Raw genomic sequence first — 17,382 nt, 5'->3', positions numbered from 1 at the left:
TAATTAAAACTCGTTGATTGCCATTCGTAAAAAAATTAAACACATAGAAACATAGATTTTAGTTCTGTAAAAAAGAGATTTTAGAAAATCTAGATTTTCACACATAGCTATGTGTACTTTTAAATAAGTGAAACGCCTTTGTAGACAAAGAAAAACTATGTTTCTATGTGTTTAAAATAACTAAACTCAAAACTTTTTCTTCAATTATCCATTTTGGATACTCATTACTCCAAAATGAACACTTTTAAACTGCAGTGTATCATGAACTTTGCTTCATCAAATTATAACAATTAAAAAAAATAATAATCATGAAAACAATTTTTATCACAGGCGCATCATCAGGTTTAGGAAAAGCAACAGCAAAATTATTCCATGAAAAAGGATGGAATGTAATCGCTACCATGAGAAACCCTGAAAAAGAAACTGAACTTTCTCAATTAAAAAACGTTACGCTTTTGGCGTTGGACGTTACTAATTACAACCAAATCCAATCTACAGTTAAAAAAGCACTTGAAATTAGCGACATTGACATCGTTTTTAACAATGCTGGTTACGGATTAATTGGTCCTTTGGAAAGTTTAACAGATGATCAAATCACAAAACAATTAAATACTAATTTATTGGGAGTAATCAGAGTTACAAATGCATTCATTCCATATTTCAGAGAAAGAAAAAATGGTTTATTCATTTCAACGACTTCTATCGGTGGATTGATCGCTTTTCCTTTAGGATCAATTTATCATGCTACAAAATGGGGATTAGAAGGCTGGAGCGAAAGTATGGCTTACGAATTAAATCCGTTTGGAATAAACATTAAAACAGTTTCTCCTGGAGCAATTAAAACTGAATTTTTGCATGGTTCACTTGACACAAGCACTCTTCCAGAATACGAAGCAATGACCAATAAAATGTTTGGAAGCGTTGACGTTATGTTTGAAATGGCTTCAACTCCCGAGCAAATTGCCGATGTTGTTTACGAAGCTGCAACTGACGGAAAAAACCAATTAAGATATGTTGCCGGAGAAGATGCAAAAGCATTTTACAAACAAAGACTAGAAGTTGGAGACGAAGTTTTTCGTTCTGAATTTGGCAAACAATTTTTTGGAGAATAATTCATTTCAGACTAATACCGTTCAGGTTTCAAGAAGCCGAACGGTATTAGTCTTTTAAATTTTCATTACTTTTATATCATGGAAAAGAAAAACAATAATCCGGCAAAAATCTCTTCTATATCGCAATTTCATGATTTGCTTCGATTGCCAAAACCACTTCATCCGATGGTGAGTTTAGTAGACAATACGAAGTTAGTCATTAATGAAGATTTAGCGAATCATGCCTTTTTACTTGATTTTTATAAGATCTCTTATAAGTTTTCTACCAAAGGAAAAATGGGCTACGGTCAAGGTTATTATGATTTCAACGAAGGCGGACTCATGTTTGCTTCTCCAACTCAGTTAATTTTTACTGAAAATGAAGAAGGTGTTGAATATGGAGGCTATACCCTTTTATTTCATCCTGATTTTATTCGAAATTATCCTTTGGGAAAAAGCATCAAAAAATATGGCTTCTTTTCTTATGATACCAATGAAGCACTGCATCTTTCCGACAGTGAAAAAACAATTATTATTGGATTATTACAAAGTATCGACAACGAACTCAATACCGCAATTGATGAAATGAGCCAAGATGTGATTGTTTCTTATATTGATGTTTTGCTGAACTACAGCAATCGTTTTTACAAACGCCAATTTATTACCAGAAAAACCATCAGTCACGATTTATTATTGAAAGTTGAAGAAACTTTAGACAATTATATCAGCAACTCAGAAACCTTAAAAAGAGGATTGCCAACAGTAGAATTTCTGGCTTCACAGATTAATGTTTCGAGCCATTATCTTAGCGACATGCTTCGCAATTTGACTGGATTAAATGCGCAGCAGCACATTCATTCAAAATTAATAGAAAAATCAAAAGATTTCTTGATTACTACCAATCTTTCGGTAGCAGAAATTGCTTATCAATTAGGTTTTGAGTATCCGCAATCGTTCAGCAAATTATTCAAAAAGAAAACCAATCTTACTCCATTAGAATTTAAAAATTCATTGAATTAGTTTTCAAAAACACTTCTTTCAAAAAATCAGTTTTTTGCTTCAAAAAAACATAAAATTTCATAAAAATACACTTCTTGGATGTCGTAGTATTTTGATGTTTTATTGAATCTAAATAACGTCCAAAAAACTCCTTTAAAAGCTTTAAAAAACTCAAAAAGCACTCTTTTAGCAAAAATTTCAAAACTAACAATTATTACTATTTTTATGTAATTTGTTAGATTTTTTCGATCAAATTCTTATATTTTGTATTGATTTTGAGATAAATTTGCAAACTATTAAAACAAAAAACAATCAGGTAAAATTGAAGCCGAAAAAGAAAAAGCAAATCCATTTCTTAATCATTTTTCTTTCAAATTTTAGTCTTCAAAAGCCATTTGGCAATTTGTAAATTAGTTTGGGTATCGTATATAATGAAATATCGAAATTGACGCTTTTTTATCTTTTTTTACTTTTGTTTTGCTATTATAATGAACAGGAAATTGCTGTGGTTATAGAAATTACAATTTAAAAAAATAAAAAATGAGTAAGACATTATTTGACAAAGTATGGGATTCACATGTTGTGCGTAAAATTGAAGATGGGCCAGATGTGTTTTTTATTGACCGCCATTTCATTCATGAAGTTACGAGTCCTGTTGCTTTTTTAGGATTAAAATCAAGAGGCGTTAATGTATTATATCCTGAACGTACTTTTGCAACTGCAGACCACAATACACCAACCATAAACCAACATTTACCAGTTCAGGATCCGCTTTCTGCAAACCAGCTTAAAGCTCTTGAAGACAATGCTAACGAATACGGAATTTCGCACTGGGGATTAGGTCACCAAAAAAATGGAATTGTACACGTAGTTGGTCCTGAAAACGGAATTACTTTGCCAGGTGCTACTATTGTATGTGGAGATTCGCATACGTCTACTCACGGTGCTTTTGGAGCTATCGCTTTTGGTATCGGAACATCTGAGGTTGAAATGGTGCTTTCTACTCAATGTATTATGCAGCCTAAACCAAAGAAAATGCGTATTAACGTAAATGGTCAATTAAGCAAAGGTGTTGGTCCAAAAGACGTTGCACTTTATATTATTGCTCAATTAACTACTTCTGGAGGTACAGGATATTTTGTTGAATATGCTGGTGATGTTTTTGAAAACATGACTATGGAAGGCCGTATGACAGTTTGTAATTTAAGTATCGAAATGGGTGCTCGTGGAGGTATGATTGCTCCTGACCAAACTACTTTCGACTTCCTTGAAGGAAGACTTTACGCTCCAAAAGGAGAAGCTTGGACAAAAGCTGTTGAATACTGGAAAACGCTAAAAACAGATGCTGATGCTGTATTTGATGCTGAATTAAACATCAAAGCAGAAGACATCGAACCAATGATTACTTACGGTACAAACCCTGGAATGGGAATCGGTATCACAAAACATATCCCAAGCGCAAAAGAAGTTGAAGGCGGTGAGGAAACTTACAAAAAATCTTTAGCTTACATGGGCTTCAACGAAGATGACGTAATGATTGGAAAACAAATCGACTACGTTTTCTTAGGAAGTTGTACAAACGGACGTATTGAAGATTTTAGAGCTTTTGCTGAAATTGTAAAAGGAAGAAAAAAAGCAGATAATGTTACGGCTTGGTTAGTTCCGGGTTCTCACGTTGTTGAAGCACAGATTAAAGAAGAAGGAATTTTAGATATTTTGACTGAAGCTGGTTTTGTATTACGCCAGCCGGGTTGTTCTGCTTGTTTAGCAATGAACGATGATAAAGTTCCTGCTGGAAAATATGCAGTAAGTACTTCAAACAGAAACTTTGAAGGTCGCCAAGGTCCCGGTTCAAGAACGCTTCTTGCCAGTCCAATTATGGCTGCTGCAGCTGCTGTTACAGGAAAACTAACAGATCCGAGAGAGCTGTTCTAGTCAATGATAATTGCAATAACAATTTCAAAAATTCATTAAAATTGCTTTTAGATTTAATATAGATTCTCACATTCAGAAAATCTAAAATCTAAAATCCAAAATCTAAAATTAAAATGGCATACGATAAATTTAATATACTTACAAGCAGCGGAGTTCCGTTGCCAATTGAGAACGTAGATACAGATCAAATCATTCCAGCACGTTTCTTAAAAGCTACAAAACGTGAAGGTTTTGGAGACAATCTTTTTAGAGACTGGAGATATAATGGAGACGATACTCCAAAAGCAGATTTCGTTTTAAACAACCCAACCTACAGCGGAAAAATTCTTGTTGGAGGAAAAAACTTCGGTTCTGGATCTTCTAGAGAGCACGCTGCATGGGCAGTTTACGATTACGGATTCCGTGCTGTCGTTTCTTCTTTCTTTGCAGATATCTTCAAAGGAAACTGTTTGAATATTGGTGTTTTACCAGTACAAATCAGCCCAGAATTTTTAGCTAATATTTTCAAAGCTATCGAAGCTGATCCTAAAACAGAATTGGAAATCAATCTTCCAAACCAAACCATTACTTTGTTATCAACTGGCGAGCAAGAATCTTTTGCTATTAACGGTTACAAAAAGAACAACCTGATTAATGGTTTCGACGATATTGATTATTTACAAAACATGAAGGAAGATATTAAAGCTTTTGCTGATAAACTTCCGTACTAATAGAAATATCATTCAGTCTATTAGACCCGAAAGGCTTCGAAACCTCTCGGGTCTTTCTAGAATATAGAACGCGGATGAAACTGATTTGCCATCGCAAAAGCACGGATTAACACAGATTTTTATTTTATTCAATAATAAAAAATCCGTTTTTATCCGTGCTTTTGCGAAAGCGAATCCGTAAAATCAGCGTCAAATCACATCAGAATTATAGAATATCAATATGGAAAAAAGAAAAATTGAAATAATGGATACGACACTTCGTGATGGTGAGCAAACCTCAGGAGTATCATTTTCTGCTGCAGAAAAACTGACCATTGCGCAATTGTTGTTGGAGGAATTAAATATTGATAGAATCGAAATTGCTTCTGCACGCGTGAGCGAAGGAGAATTTCAGGCCGTGAAAGGCATTACTTCTTGGGCTGAAGAAAAAGGATATAGTAACAGAATCGAAGTTCTAACGTTTGTTGATGGAGGAGTTTCAATTGACTGGATGAAAAAAGCTGGCGCCAAAGTGCAGAATTTATTGACCAAAGGTTCAATGAATCACTTAACGCATCAATTGAAAAAAACTCCAGAACAGCATTTCTCTGAAATCGCCCAAATCATTTCTTTAGCCAAAGAAAACAATATTGAAACCAATGTTTACCTGGAAGACTGGAGCAACGGAATGCGAAATTCTCCAGATTATGTTTTTCAATTTTTGGATTTCTTAGCAACTCAACCAATCAAAAGAGTTTTACTTCCTGATACTTTAGGCGTTTTAATTCCGTCTTTAACTTTTGAATTTATTTCAAAAATTAGAACAAAATATCCAAGCATTCATTTTGATTTCCATGCACATAACGATTACGATTTAAGCGTTGCCAATGTTATGGAAGCGATAAAAGCAGGAATCAACGGACTTCACGTAACGGTAAACGGAATGGGAGAACGCGCCGGAAACGCACCGCTTGAAAGTACTGTTGCCGTAATTAATGATTATCTGCCAGAAGTAAAAATCAATATTAAAGAAACGTCTTTGTATTCTGTAAGCAAACTGGTTGAAACTTTTACAGGTTATAGAATTCCTGCAAACAAACCAATTGTCGGTGATAATGTTTTTACCCAAACTGCTGGAATTCACGCCGACGGAGACAACAAAAACAATCTTTATTTTAACGATTTACTTCCCGAACGTTTTGGAAGAAAAAGAAAATACGCTTTAGGAAAAACTTCTGGAAAAGCCAATATCGAAAAGAATCTTCAGGAATTAGGTTTAAAACTAAACAATGAAGATTTGAAATTGGTTACCCAAAGAATTATCGAATTGGGCGACAAAAAAGAAACCGTAACGAAAGAAGATCTTCCATACATTATTTCAGATGTTTTGGATAGCCACACTTACGAAGAAAAAATTACGATAAATTCTTATATGCTGGTTCATTCTAAAGGAATGCGCCCATCTACGACTTTATCTTTAAATTTAAACGGAGAAATAATCGAAGAAAACGCACAAGGAGACGGTCAGTTTGATGCTTTTATGAATGCTTTATCTAAGATTTACAAAAGCAAAAAACTAACGCTTCCGAAATTGATTGATTATGCCGTGAGAATCCCGCCAGGAAGTAGTTCTGATGCGTTATGCGAAACTATTATTACCTGGGTCAATAACGGAAAAGAATTCAAAACCCGCGGATTAGATTCGGATCAAACTGTTGCAGCGATTATTGCAACGCAAAAAATGTTAAATATAATTACATAGGTTCTAAGTTGCTAAGATTCTAAGCTACTAAGTTTTTCTCCTTTGAACTCAGAATCTCAGCAACTCAGAATCTTAAAAACAAAACTAAGTAATAAGAATAAAAACTTAGAATCTTAGCAACTCAGAACCTTAGAACCTTTTAAAAAATATAGAATGAAATTAAACATAGCCCTTTTAGCCGGAGACGGAATCGGACCAGAAGTAATAAATGAAGCTGTAAAAGTATCTGATGCTATTGCAAAAAAATTCGGACATGAAATCACTTGGAAACCAGCTTTAACTGGTGCCGCTGCAATTGATGCAGTAGGAGAACCTTATCCGGATTCAACACACGAAATTTGTAAAAATGCTGACGCTGTTCTTTTTGGAGCAATCGGTCATCCTAAATATGATAATGATCCTTCTGCACCAGTTCGTCCAGAGCAAGGCTTATTGAAAATGCGTAAAGCATTAGGTTTATTCGCAAACGTAAGACCAACTTTTACATTCCCATCATTATTAGATAAATCTCCATTAAAAAGAGAAAGAATTGAAGGAACTGATTTAGTTTTCTTAAGAGAATTAACAGGCGGAATTTACTTTGGTGAAAAAGGAAGAAAAGATAACGGAGACACAGCTTACGACAACTGTGTTTACACTAGAGCTGAAGTACAGCGTTTAGCTAAAAAAGGTTTCGAATTGGCAATGACGCGTTCTAAAAAATTATGCTGCGTTGATAAGGCAAACGTTTTGGAAACTTCACGCTTGTGGAGAGAAACAGTTCAGGCAATGGAAAAAGATTATCCAGAGGTTGAAGTGAGCTACGAATTTGTTGACGCTGTTGCAATGCGTTTGGTACAATGGCCAAACTCTTATGACGTATTAATTACTGAAAACTTATTTGGAGACATCTTAACAGACGAAGCTTCTGTAATTTCTGGTTCAATGGGATTAATGCCTTCTGCATCTATGGGAGCTGAAGTATCGTTGTTTGAACCTATTCACGGTTCTTATCCACAAGCTACAGGATTAAACATTGCAAACCCAATGGCTACTATTTTATCTGCTGCTATGATGTTCGAAAACTTCGGATTAATGGAAGAAGGAAAAGCGATGAGAGATGCCGTAAACAAAGCTTTAGAAGCTGGAGTAGTTACCGAAGATTTAGCAAACGGAGGCAAAGCATACGGTACTAAAGAAGTTGGTGACTGGTTAGCTGCGAATGTATAAATTTTGTTTCACGTTTTAATTGTTTCAAGTTTCAAGTTGGAAAAACCTGAAACTTGAAACCTGAAACAAAAGCAACAAAAAAAGGGATAAACATAAGTTTATCCCTTTTATATTTTAGAAAAAAAACATTAATATTCTCTTCTGTTTCCGCGATCTCCGCCACGGTTGTTTCCGTAACCACCACGATCGTTTCCTCCGCGGTTGTTATTAAAACTTCTTCTTTCGCCCTCTGGTTTTGGCTCAGATTTATTTACAACGATTGTACGACCTGAAACAACAGCACCGTTCAATTCATCGATAGCTTTCTGTGCTTCACTATCATTTGGCATTTCAACAAAACCAAAGCCTTTACTTCTTCCAGTAAATTTATCAGTAATAATTTTAACAGAGTCAACTGTTCCATAAGCCTCAAAAGACTCTCTTAAATCTGCTTCCTCAATACTGAATGGAAGGCTCCCAACGAAAATATTCATAGATATTTATTTATAATAAGAAGCAAATGTAGTCTTATTTATATCTAATCTACTATGTTATGGATTTATTTAAGTTTTTATTCTGATTTGATAAGGCTCAAATTAGGAAATTAATTGTTGACTGGAACAAAGTTAGGCCCCTGTGTCACGGGAATTTTATAAAAAACGCCTTCCGAAAAATGCATAGTTTGTTTTTCAGCATTTTGATCAGTATTAACTGCTGTAAATTTAAACGTTCCTGAAATAGTATTATCAACAGTATTGTATTCTGTAACGATAATTTCTCCCGTTCCTTTGCCAGTTCCAGTGCTAAATTCTGCTTCCTGTCCTTTATATGTATTTTTATAAATGGCTTTTATATCATCATTTATACCTAAAACATACGTTTTCTCAGCTGGTTCAGGAAGTTGAAATTTTATCTGTTCGTAACCTAAAGAACCTTCAATAGTAAAAAAATCATTCGATTCGGTTCCAGCTTGATAGGTTTGTGCTCTCCAAAAACTATTATCCTTTAAGGTCTGAAAAGCCGGATTATTAAATCTTATATCCTCTGTACAAGACATAAGCAATAGTAAAAGTGATAAAAAGTAAAAGTATTTTTTCATATTTAAAATGAATTTGATGCAAAAGTATCGCATTAAGAACTAAATACTTAAATTAAAAAGTCAAAAAAATGCTAAAAAAACAACTCAAATAGATTTAATCTCTTTTAAAACGCATTTTTCATAAAAAAATTATATCTTTGCGCCCTTAATTAACAGAGGTCGAGTACCTCAAAATTTAATCACTAGATTATGTCAGTAAAAATTAGATTACAAAGACACGGTAAAAAAGGAAAACCTTTTTACTGGGTAGTAGCTGCAGATGCACGCTCAAAAAGAGATGGTAGATACTTAGAGAAAATCGGTACTTACAATCCAAACACTAACCCAGCAACTGTTGAGTTAAACCTTGACAGCGCAGTTAAATGGTTACACAATGGTGCTCAACCAACTGATACTGCTAGAGCTATCCTTTCTTACAAAGGTGCTTTATTGAAACACCACCTTGATGGAGGAGTTCGTAAAGGTGCTTTAACACAAGAGCAAGCAGATGCTAAATTAACTGCTTGGTTAGAAGCAAAAGCTGGTAAAGTTGATGCTAAAAAAGATGGTTTATCTAAAGCAAAAGCTGATGCTAAAGCAAAAGCTTTAAAAGCTGAGCAAGAAGTTAACGCTAAACGTGTTGCTGATGCTGCTGCTGCACAAGCTGAAGCTGCTGCCGCTGCACAAGCTGCTGAGGCTACTGAAGAAGTTGCTGAAGCTACTGAAGAAGCTCCTGCCGCTGAAGAGAATAACGAAACAACTGAAGCATAATTTTTACTTAGCGATAATGCGTAAAGAAGATTGTTTTTATTTAGGTAAAATCGCTAAAAAATTTAGTTTCAAAGGGGAAGTCTTAGTCTATTTAGACACAGATGAACCTGAGTTATACGAAAATCTGGAATCAGTGTTTGTTGAAAACAACAAACACTTGGTTCCTTTTTTTATTGAAACTAGCTCATTGCACAAGAACGACTTTCTTAGAGTTCGTTTTGAAGATGTAAATACTGAAGAAGATGCAGATGCTCTTGTTGGCAGTCCTATCTATCTTCCTTTAACTATGTTGCCAAAACTTACCGGTAACAAATTTTACTTCCATGAAGTTATTGGTTTCGAAATTGAAGACAAACGTTTAGGCGTTTTCGGAAAAATAACTTCTATAAATGATTCAACTGCACAGCCTCTTTTTGAAGTTTTAAATGGTGAAGTCGAAATCTTAGTTCCTATGATTGATCAATTTCTAGTAAAAATCGATCGTGAGAACAAAAAAGTAATCATGGATCTTCCTGAAGGCCTTGTGGAAATGTACTTGTAAAAGCATTCAGTCACAGTTTTCAGTCATTACCTATCGTAAATTTTATTTATTCAGAAATGTCTTTATTTAGCTTCAAGCAATTTTCTATTAAGCAAGACAAAACTGCTATGAAAGTTGGCACCGATGGCGTTTTATTGGGTGCTTGGACTCCTATTTCTAATAATCCATTTAGTGTTTTGGATATTGGTGCGGGAACAGGAATTATTCCTTTAATGATTGCGCAGCGTTCAAACGCAGAACAAATTGATGCTCTTGAAATTGATGAAGATGCTTATGAACAGGCTGTAGAAAATTTTGAAGCTTCCCCATGGGGCGATCGCTTATTTTGTTTTCATGCCGGTTTAGATGAATTTATTGACGAGCCAGAAGATGAATATGATTTGATCGTTTCAAATCCTCCTTTTTATGCTGAAGACTATAAAACAGAAAACGAACAACGCGATTTAGCCCGTTTTCAAGATGCAATGCCTTTTGAAGAATTAGTTGAAGCTGCCGATTTACTGCTTTCAGAAAACGGAATATTTGCTTTAATTATTCCTTTCAAAGAAGAAGAAAAATTTATTGCTCTGGCAAAAGAATCTGAATTATATCCTCTAAAAATTACTCGAGTAAAAGGAACTCCAAAATCTGAAATAAAACGCAGTTTATTGGCTTTTAGCCGAAATGAAGTTTCTGAAATTGAAATAGATGAACTTGTTATCGAAATAGACAGACACGTTTATACTCCTGAGTATATTGAATTGACTAAAGATTTTTATTTGAAGATGTAGAAAACATCTTTGAATAAATCACTCTTTTTGCAGACACACTCCTCTTTGAAAATCTATTCCATTCGGGTTTTCTTCATTAAAATATTCTATTGAATAAGTAACACATTCATCGTCCGTATAAATTATTTCTGCTACACTTTTATCTCCAATTTTAACATTCTCGGCTCCTACGTTTTTTATACAAACCCTTTCAAGTTTACAATCACTAAGCCATTTGACACTCCAAACGGTTTGCAATTTACTATCAAAATAACACTCTTCAATAGAATCTCTTCGAATAGCATATTCATCTGGAAAAGCTGGAGCCGCAAACTTTCCATTCTTAAATTTAGTGCAATCTAATTTTTGAGAATAACTAATAGTCCCCAGTAAGATTAGACAAAAAATGATGATTTTTTTCATGATACTTTTACTATTATTTTTAATTATTTGCCATTTTTCGCAAAAAGAACAGCCCTTTCCAAAACTTCATCTCTTCCTTGTTGAATTCCTAAAATAGTAGGCCTAACTTCAATATCAGGAACAATTCCGATTCGTTGGGTTTCTTTTTTATTTGGATAAAAAACACCATAGCAAGTAAATGAAGTATAAAATCCTTTAATAAGTGGAAATCCATAATTTGCACCATCCGCACCACCTGTTTGACTACCAATCACTTTGACTTTCGGAGCTGTCTGCAAACTCATGGCATTAAATTCTGCATGACTCACAGCTTTTTCATTTATTAAAACAATAACTTTTCCTTTATAATATTCTGGATTTCTTTTACCACACTTTAAAATTTCATTTCTCCACAAATAACGCCCTGGATAGCTTACATCAGGATCTAAGAATTTTACAAACTCTTTCGGCTCAGGATTTAGCCAATCTGAAATTGCATACATAACATCATGCGGGCGTTCTCGATTATCAAAAATAACAGCATTTGTATTATTTAATGCCGATATCAAAGCTGGAACATCACTTTCTTCTAATGCATCATAATTAACATAACCAATATTACCTTCTAATATTTTCCATTTTTCTTGATCTGGAAACTGAATTTTTAGGTCTTTGTATTTGTAACGTTTAATAGATTTTGTTACAGCTTTTCCGTTTCGAATGAACTCTACCTCTACTGCATCTGATTTTCCATTAAAAATCGTCCAATAAGCATTTTTCAAAACAGATGGTTCATTAGATCCTTCGACATATTTTCTGTTTTCTTTTAAAAGTTCTGCTATCGTTTTCCCTTCTACTTTTGTAATTATATCTCCAATTTTAATATCGCTAACTCTTGCTAGAGAATCATTTTTTAAACCAATAACTATTGCTTTCTCATCTATAAAACTAACATCGGCCGGAATAAATTTATCTCCAAAATACTCAAATAATTGAGGCATTTGAGTAGAAGCATGAGTATCATTTAGCTTAATTGAAATTTCTCGCATTGCTAAAGCAAAATCTTTTTCAGATGTTGGCGCATAGAATCTTGGAAGCATGTCTGTTAAGACTTTATCCCAATTTTCATCCATTTGATATTTATATGGAAAGAAATATTCAATATAATTCCAATATCTAAAAAGTGCTAAAAGACGCATTTTTTTATCTTCCCATTTAAATTCTGAATACTTTACTTCATTTTTGAATTGCAAAGGCATTCCTCCATCAAGCTTAAAGTCAACGTAGTATTGTTTACCTTGAATTCTGTTTTCTTCAATAAACTTTAATTTTTTAGAAAGAGATTTCGAAAACAAGTCATTTTTATTGAACCAAGACAAGTCAAAGTTTTTATCAAAATATTCTTTTTTTGACTTTACCACTTCTGCTTTTTTAATTTCACCTAAAGAAACAATCCAATTTTCTATTACTAAAGAAAATGCTTCCGAAGTCTTCGCTTCTTCAACTTTTGGCAGAATTTGGAATAGTTGTTCATCCCAGTTTTTACTGCCATTTGCAACATTTGGATGATAATATTTTAAAAATCCCCAAACTTTGCAAGTTGCTGCCAGTTTTTGAGTTTCTGTTATTGGTTTGGAAAAAGAGAATTGAAATAAAAATAGTAAAGCAATAAGTAGTGTTTTTTTCATTTAAAATTTATGGTTTAGGTTAAATAGTAGATTAAACTTGTTCAAAAATATTTTTAAACTGATACAGAATTCTTTCGATTAAACGCAGATCTTCGGTCACAATCTCTGCACTTCCTTTCATTTCCTGCTGAAATGTAATCTGTTTATTATACGATGTTTTCAGTCCATTTGGAAGCGCAACATCTATAAGAAGATTGCCATCCTTATCGGGCACCAATGAAATATTTTTGATTTCGCCTTTCAAAACGCCAAATTCTCTGTCGGGATAATTCGCTAAACGGATATTGACACGCTGCCCCACTTTGATTTTTCCTGAATTTAAAGCTGGCGCTTTTACCTTTCCTATAAAGCTGTTCTTAGCATCTGGGATTATAGAAAATACATTATCTCCAACATTTATGGTCTGATTTTCATTCCACACTTGCAGAAAAGTTACTTTACCGCTGATAGAAGATTTTAATGCATAAGCCAACTCCCAATCTCTTATCACTTTTTTTAGCTGATAGAAAGATTGAGAAACATTGCGCCCAAGGTTAACTTCTTCTCTAGTACTGTTTATCTGCGAATTCTGACTTGATTTTGCATTGTCAATCAAAGAAGACCTTAATTGAGAAATTGACGACAACAAACTCCTGTAATTCTTTTGTGCCTGCAGGAAACTAAGTTTTTTAGCTTCCATTTCCTGAGCCGAAATAATCCCTTTATTGAATAAAGTTTCAAAGCGCGCCACTTCATTCTTCTGAAGTTCGAGTTCACGCTCATTAATTGTTTTCTGCTGTTGCAGGATTTCTATTCTTTCGGTTATCTGGATTTTTTCGGACTTCTGCGCCCTGCTTTCTACTTGAAAAGGATGCAGATCTTTATTTAATTCCTGCGCCTGATAATCCTTCTGAAATACCGCAAAAGCACTCTCTATTTCGCCTAACTGTTTATTTTGTAATAATCCAAAAGGAAACTCTTTTTTTGAACTGTTAATATCATAATCTTCAACAATCTTTTTCAATAAAAAGACATCTTTGTAATTGGCTGTATTTTCTATAATTGCCAGGGTACTGTTTTTTGCAACCAGCATTTTATTCTTAACCAAAATAGCTTCGATGCGCCCAGAAGACTTTGATACTATTTTCTCTGGAGGGATATTAGTTGTAATTACAATTTCTGTTTTTACGACATCCGGATATTTGACAAACCAGGAAACAAAAAACAGCATAATGATAATGGCAAATATCAGAACGGTTCCCCATCGTATCATCCAATGCGGAACTTTGGTCAAGATATCCTGAACCTCTTCGCTTCTTAATTCAAATGTATCGTTGTTTTCTGCCATAATTAATTCCCTAACTGCAATTGATTTTTAACCAATTCAAAATAATTCCCTCTCTGCTCAACAAGTGTGGTATGGTTTCCAATTTCGATAATTTTTCCTTTATCCAACACCACAATCTGATCGGCATTCATAACTGTACTCAATCTATGAGCAATTACGATTACTGTTTTGTTCTTAAAAAAAACATCAAGTTTCTGCATAATTGCTTTTTCATTATTCGCATCTAAAGCTGAAGTCGCTTCATCAAAAAACAAGATTTCAGGATTTTTATAGACTGCTCTGGCAATCAGCAGTCGCTGTTTCTGCCCAGTGCTCATTCCTAATCCTTCTGCCCCTATCTTGGTATTGTAGCCCAATGGAAGTTCGCTTATATATTGCTTGATATTAGCCACATCCGATGCATAAACCAATCGTTCTTTGTCAATTTTGTCGACCCCAACCGCAATATTATTTGCAATTGTGTCGCTGAAAATAAAGCCTTCCTGCATTACTGCTCCGATATTAGATCTCCACGCCTTCTGGGAAATATTTTTCAGCTGGGAATTTCCAATATAGATTTCACCTTTATCAGGATCATAAAATTTCAATAACACTTTCATCAAAGTTGTTTTTCCGCTCCCGCTTACCCCCACTATTGCGGTTACTTTATTAGCTGGAATTTTCAAACTCAAACTATCCAAAACAATAATATCCGAACCTAAATATCTATACGAAATATTCTTTAATTCTATATCTGAATCATACGGCACATCATTGGACAGATTCTCCTCTTCTTGTGTTTCATCTTCTTTTTCGTGAATTTCAGATAATCTTGCCAATGAAATTTTAGCATCCTGAAGCTCTCTTACAAATTGGATAAGCTGTGTAATTGGCCCATTTAAACTGCCTACAATTGAATTAATGGCCAGCATCATCCCCAGCGTGATTGAACCGTCGATAACCAATTTTGCTGATAAAAAAGTGATGAAAATATTTTTTAATTCATTTATTACTGATGAACCAATAGTTTGCGACTGTTCTAATACCAAGCCTTTTATTGAAACCCTAAACAATCTGGCCTGAACATATTCCCAGCCCCAGCGCTTCTGTTTTTCGGCATTATGAAGCTTAATTTCCTGCATTCCGTTTATCAACTCCATCACTTTGCTCTGCTCATTAGAAACTTCTGAAAATCGCTTGTAATCTAAAGCTTCTCTTTGTTTCAAAAACATGCTTATCCAACCAAAATAAAGAAGGCTTCCCACAAAAAAGACCAGAAATATCTTGAGATTAAAATAAGCCAGAACTGCCCCCAATACAAACATGTTGATAACAGAAAACAACACATTTAAAGATGATGTAGTAAGTATTTTTTCAATTCTATGATGATCATTTATCCGTTGCATGATATCACCTGTCATCCTTACATCAAAAAAAGAAATCGGGAGATTCATTAATTTGATAAAGAAATCAGAAATTAATGATATATTAATGCGAGTGGAGAGATGAAGCAGTATCCAACTTCTTATGAGTTCTAAACCTGTTCTCCCGGCAAAAAGGAACAGCTGGGCAAAAAGGATCAGATAAATAAAATGAATATTCTGATTCTGGATCCCGACATCGACAATGCTTTGGGTTAAAAATGGAAATATCAATTGCAATAAACTGCCTGCAACAAGCCCTATAGCAAGCTGAATAAGAAATGATTTATATTGAAATAGATATTGTGAAAGGAATCTGAATCCCAATCCTGAATTTTCCTCTTTATCGAAATCAGACTGAAAAAATTTTGGCGTCGGTTCTATCAATAATGCAACCCCTTCTCTTGTTTCGTCGTTAGCATTATTTCCTATCCAAAATTTTAAAAAATCCTCTTTATTATACTTAATCAACCCAAATGCAGGGTCTGAAACATAATAAATTCCCTTCTTAATTTTATAAAGTACAACATAATGATTATTATTCCAATGCAAAATGCATGGTAACGGAGCTTCTTCCAGCCTTTCCAAACTTAACTTTACCCCTAAAGTTCTAAAACCGATTTTTTCGGCGGCATCACTCAGAAAAAGCAAATTACTTCCTTCGCGAGTTGTTTCGCTAATATTTCTCAGCTCCTGAATATTGATTGTTTTACCGTAATATTTAGCAATGATTTTTAAACATGTCGGTCCGCAATCTTTATTATCTGCTTGTTTATAATGAGTGAATTTTTTCAATTTATTATGATTTATTCTAGACCAAATTAAGAAAAAAATTTCTTGTTAATCCATAAAAAAACAGAGAAGACCTAAATCTTCTCTGTTTCAGTATTTAAAAACAAATTTTTAGCAACACAATTTCTTTAGGACATGGCCGCTGGTTACCCTAACCAAATAAAAACAACCTTGCGGCCAACTCCTAAGAATCTCAGTACCAATCATCAATACTGAGAATATGCTCAATGTTCCACGATCGAGCGCCTATACATTCAAAAAAAACATGACTAAATTCTAAATAAGGCTATATCGTATTACTTTTAAAAAAGTTAAAAATCAACAACAAAGACGACTTGTATCACAAATACCTGATGATGTATTTAGCGGACAAGTTTCGCCTGTCGGTATTAAAAAACATCCTGCTTCTAAGGCATGAACCCAACATTCTGGAATTCCTCCTTTCATGGTTTTCTGTTCATTTTTGTTAATGGACTGAGCACCTTCAAGACTTAAAATTTTCTTTAACATAATAATACCTTTTATCTAGTACGACAGTTTGTTCTGTCTCACTATTTAATATTTTTCAACAACAGTATCATGGCAATTGATATCTTCTGAATATTCATTCCCCAAGATGTTTTTCTGCTCTTTTTTTGTCAGCTTTCTTGTTTCCTTACTTTTTAAAATCTTTTCTAACATAACTGGCTATTTACATTTTTTGGTTTAAGCCTCAAATCTGCAATAACTTGATGCTTAAAAAAATCCTCTTTAGCAGCTTCCGACATAATTATTTGGAATGCAGTTCCAGTACGCTGGCACAGTTCCAAATTCTGTACATCTTTTAGCTTTAAATCCATCTTCACAAATAGGAGCATGATCTCCGTTCATTGTTTTCAGTTCATTAGCAGTCAATTCCACTGCACCTTTCAATTTCAAAACGTTCTTCAACATAACTGCAGGTTTATTGGGGTTACTTGTTTCTATTTGA

General features: G+C 34.0%; 17 protein-coding genes. 9 read left to right on the top strand and 8 right to left on the bottom strand.

Annotated features, from left to right (window positions below):
- Positions 1-308 precede the first annotated feature (308 nt).
- The 6 genes from ACNRYB_RS06035 (at position 309) to leuB (ending at position 7,685) form a co-directional block, all read left to right on the top strand.
- A complete protein-coding gene (locus ACNRYB_RS06035; RefSeq protein WP_473729520.1) occupies positions 309-1,112 on the top strand; it encodes an SDR family oxidoreductase in 804 nt (267 codons plus the stop codon).
- Positions 1,113-1,190: 78 nt separating this feature from the next.
- A complete protein-coding gene (locus tag ACNRYB_RS06030) occupies positions 1,191-2,111 on the top strand; it encodes a helix-turn-helix domain-containing protein (RefSeq protein ID WP_473729519.1) in 921 nt (306 codons plus the stop codon).
- A 519-nt stretch (positions 2,112-2,630) separates the two neighbouring features.
- Positions 2,631-4,025 carry a 3-isopropylmalate dehydratase large subunit gene (gene leuC / locus ACNRYB_RS06025; protein WP_473729518.1) on the top strand — a complete coding sequence of 465 codons (1,395 nt, stop codon included), beginning with the start codon at positions 2,631-2,633 and terminating at the stop codon, positions 4,023-4,025.
- Positions 4,026-4,138: 113 nt separating this feature from the next.
- Positions 4,139-4,735, top strand: a complete 597-nt coding sequence (leuD, locus tag ACNRYB_RS06020; RefSeq protein ID WP_073413234.1) for a 3-isopropylmalate dehydratase small subunit — start codon at positions 4,139-4,141, stop codon at positions 4,733-4,735.
- Positions 4,736-4,955: 220 nt separating this feature from the next.
- Positions 4,956-6,476 (top strand): alpha-isopropylmalate synthase regulatory domain-containing protein, encoded by a 1,521-nt coding sequence (locus tag ACNRYB_RS06015; RefSeq protein ID WP_473729517.1) that lies wholly within the window; start codon positions 4,956-4,958, stop codon positions 6,474-6,476.
- Positions 6,477-6,629: 153 nt separating this feature from the next.
- Complete coding sequence (gene leuB / locus ACNRYB_RS06010; protein WP_129746006.1) at positions 6,630-7,685, top strand: 3-isopropylmalate dehydrogenase; 1,056 nt, start codon at positions 6,630-6,632, stop codon at positions 7,683-7,685.
- A gap of 128 nt (positions 7,686-7,813) precedes the next feature.
- Here the strand turns inward: leuB and ACNRYB_RS06005 are convergent, their stop codons facing one another.
- Complete coding sequence (locus tag ACNRYB_RS06005; RefSeq protein WP_012023384.1) at positions 7,814-8,158, bottom strand: RNA recognition motif domain-containing protein; 345 nt, start codon at positions 8,156-8,158, stop codon at positions 7,814-7,816.
- A 110-nt stretch (positions 8,159-8,268) separates the two neighbouring features.
- On the bottom strand, positions 8,269-8,763 hold the full coding sequence (locus tag ACNRYB_RS06000; RefSeq protein WP_343705258.1) for a DUF6252 domain-containing protein: 495 nt from the start codon (positions 8,761-8,763) through the stop codon (positions 8,269-8,271).
- Between the two features lie 189 nt (positions 8,764-8,952).
- Here ACNRYB_RS06000 and ACNRYB_RS05995 point away from each other — a divergent pair, with 189 nt between their 5' ends.
- From ACNRYB_RS05995 to ACNRYB_RS05985, 3 genes are all read left to right on the top strand, one after another.
- Positions 8,953-9,513, top strand: a complete 561-nt coding sequence (locus ACNRYB_RS05995; protein WP_008466226.1) for a 30S ribosomal protein S16 — start codon at positions 8,953-8,955, stop codon at positions 9,511-9,513.
- Between the two features lie 16 nt (positions 9,514-9,529).
- A complete protein-coding gene (rimM, locus tag ACNRYB_RS05990; protein ID WP_129746004.1) occupies positions 9,530-10,054 on the top strand; it encodes a ribosome maturation factor RimM in 525 nt (174 codons plus the stop codon).
- 107 nt (positions 10,055-10,161) lie between these two features.
- On the top strand, positions 10,162-10,824 hold the full coding sequence (locus ACNRYB_RS05985; RefSeq protein WP_473729516.1) for a tRNA1(Val) (adenine(37)-N6)-methyltransferase: 663 nt from the start codon (positions 10,162-10,164) through the stop codon (positions 10,822-10,824).
- A gap of 18 nt (positions 10,825-10,842) precedes the next feature.
- Here the strand turns inward: ACNRYB_RS05985 and ACNRYB_RS05980 are convergent, their stop codons facing one another.
- The 6 genes from ACNRYB_RS05980 to ACNRYB_RS05955 form a co-directional block, all read right to left on the bottom strand.
- Positions 10,843-11,226, bottom strand: a complete 384-nt coding sequence (locus ACNRYB_RS05980) for a hypothetical protein (protein ID WP_129746002.1) — start codon at positions 11,224-11,226, stop codon at positions 10,843-10,845.
- 23 nt (positions 11,227-11,249) lie between these two features.
- Entirely contained in the window at positions 11,250-12,893 is a 1,644-nt protein-coding gene (locus ACNRYB_RS05975; RefSeq protein ID WP_473729515.1) for a S41 family peptidase, read from the bottom strand.
- A gap of 31 nt (positions 12,894-12,924) precedes the next feature.
- Positions 12,925-14,220: an HlyD family secretion protein gene (locus tag ACNRYB_RS05970; protein ID WP_473729514.1), complete on the bottom strand. Its 1,296-nt coding sequence runs from the start codon at positions 14,218-14,220 to the stop codon at positions 12,925-12,927.
- A gap of 2 nt (positions 14,221-14,222) precedes the next feature.
- The gene (locus tag ACNRYB_RS05965; protein WP_129745999.1) at positions 14,223-16,415 is read right to left on the bottom strand and encodes a peptidase domain-containing ABC transporter; all 2,193 of its coding nucleotides are present in this window, start codon (positions 16,413-16,415) and stop codon (positions 14,223-14,225) included.
- 315 nt (positions 16,416-16,730) lie between these two features.
- On the bottom strand, positions 16,731-16,922 hold the full coding sequence (locus ACNRYB_RS05960) for a hypothetical protein (RefSeq protein WP_129745998.1): 192 nt from the start codon (positions 16,920-16,922) through the stop codon (positions 16,731-16,733).
- 240 nt (positions 16,923-17,162) lie between these two features.
- On the bottom strand, positions 17,163-17,345 hold the full coding sequence (locus ACNRYB_RS05955) for a hypothetical protein (RefSeq protein WP_129745997.1): 183 nt from the start codon (positions 17,343-17,345) through the stop codon (positions 17,163-17,165).
- Positions 17,346-17,382: the final 37 nt, after the last annotated feature.

The sequence above is a fragment of the Flavobacterium sp. CR10 genome (assembly GCF_055814415.1).
Note: the sequence above shows the minus strand (reverse complement) of the source record. Positions and strands in the feature narration are given on the sequence as shown.

Excerpts from the sequence above, each read along its gene's own strand:
- ACNRYB_RS06000 (WP_343705258.1), bottom strand. The coding sequence starts at position 8,763 with ATGAAAAAATACTTTTACTTTTTATCACTTTTACTATTGCTTATGTCT.
- ACNRYB_RS06005 (WP_012023384.1), bottom strand. The coding sequence starts at position 8,158 with ATGAATATTTTCGTTGGGAGCCTTCCATTCAGTATTGAGGAAGCAGAT.
- ACNRYB_RS05995 (WP_008466226.1), top strand. The coding sequence starts at position 8,953 with ATGTCAGTAAAAATTAGATTACAAAGACACGGTAAAAAAGGAAAACCT.
- ACNRYB_RS05980 (WP_129746002.1), bottom strand. The coding sequence starts at position 11,226 with ATGAAAAAAATCATCATTTTTTGTCTAATCTTACTGGGGACTATTAGT.
- ACNRYB_RS05960 (WP_129745998.1), bottom strand. The coding sequence starts at position 16,922 with ATGTTAAAGAAAATTTTAAGTCTTGAAGGTGCTCAGTCCATTAACAAA.
- ACNRYB_RS05985 (WP_473729516.1), top strand. The coding sequence starts at position 10,162 with ATGAAAGTTGGCACCGATGGCGTTTTATTGGGTGCTTGGACTCCTATT.
- ACNRYB_RS06035 (WP_473729520.1), top strand. The coding sequence starts at position 309 with ATGAAAACAATTTTTATCACAGGCGCATCATCAGGTTTAGGAAAAGCA.
- leuD (WP_073413234.1), top strand. The coding sequence starts at position 4,139 with ATGGCATACGATAAATTTAATATACTTACAAGCAGCGGAGTTCCGTTG.
- ACNRYB_RS05975 (WP_473729515.1), bottom strand. The coding sequence starts at position 12,893 with ATGAAAAAAACACTACTTATTGCTTTACTATTTTTATTTCAATTCTCT.
- ACNRYB_RS05970 (WP_473729514.1), bottom strand. The coding sequence starts at position 14,220 with ATGGCAGAAAACAACGATACATTTGAATTAAGAAGCGAAGAGGTTCAG.
- rimM (WP_129746004.1), top strand. The coding sequence starts at position 9,530 with ATGCGTAAAGAAGATTGTTTTTATTTAGGTAAAATCGCTAAAAAATTT.
- ACNRYB_RS06015 (WP_473729517.1), top strand. The coding sequence starts at position 4,956 with ATGGAAAAAAGAAAAATTGAAATAATGGATACGACACTTCGTGATGGT.
- leuC (WP_473729518.1), top strand. The coding sequence starts at position 2,631 with ATGAGTAAGACATTATTTGACAAAGTATGGGATTCACATGTTGTGCGT.
- ACNRYB_RS06030 (WP_473729519.1), top strand. The coding sequence starts at position 1,191 with ATGGAAAAGAAAAACAATAATCCGGCAAAAATCTCTTCTATATCGCAA.
- ACNRYB_RS05955 (WP_129745997.1), bottom strand. The coding sequence starts at position 17,345 with ATGTTGAAGAACGTTTTGAAATTGAAAGGTGCAGTGGAATTGACTGCT.
- leuB (WP_129746006.1), top strand. The coding sequence starts at position 6,630 with ATGAAATTAAACATAGCCCTTTTAGCCGGAGACGGAATCGGACCAGAA.